The organism is Pyxidicoccus fallax (genome assembly GCF_012933655.1).
GTDB lineage: Bacteria > Myxococcota > Myxococcia > Myxococcales > Myxococcaceae > Myxococcus > Myxococcus fallax.
This window is the reverse complement of record NZ_JABBJJ010000784.1, coordinates 1-426: the sequence shown is the minus strand read 5'-3', so window position 1 is coordinate 426 and position 426 is coordinate 1. Positions and strand designations below refer to the sequence as shown.

The following is a 426-nucleotide window of genomic DNA, read 5'->3' as shown; positions in this document are numbered from 1 at the left end:
ATGCTGTTGGTCGCTGGGCTCGCCTATCTGGTCAACAGCGCTGCACTGCTGCTGGCACCGGCCATTGCAAGCCTGCTCTTCCCGGCCGTGTTGCTGCCCGCCTTCATCGGCGAACTGGCCCTGGCGCTGTGGTTGACCGCGGGCCGGCATCGCCTTGCACTTGCTGGCTCCGGCCCAATCTCAGGAGCGTCCTGACTCCGCACCCGACCATGACCGACACCCCCACCCCCACGCTGTACGACTGGCTTGGCGGCCTGGCCGCGCTGCAGCGCCTGACCGAACGCTTCTACGAACGCGTCAAGGGCGACACGCTGCTGGCTCCGGTCTTCGCCCACATGAGCAGCGAACATCCAGCCCATGTCGCGGCGTTTCTCGCCGAGGTGCTGGGCGGGCCGACGGCCTATTCCGAGCGCCATGGCGGCCACC

The 426-nt window shown here is 68.1% G+C and carries 2 protein-coding genes; both read left to right on the top strand.

All coding sequences use genetic code 11. The annotated features are described in order from the left end of the window. Positions 1-195 (top strand): hypothetical protein (locus HG543_RS54165; RefSeq protein WP_211194832.1); only part of this gene is annotated, 195 nt, incomplete at its 5' end. 14 nt (positions 196-209) lie between these two features. Further along, on the top strand, positions 210-426 hold a 217-nt coding region (locus HG543_RS54160; RefSeq protein ID WP_439332631.1), incomplete at its 3' end, for a globin domain-containing protein.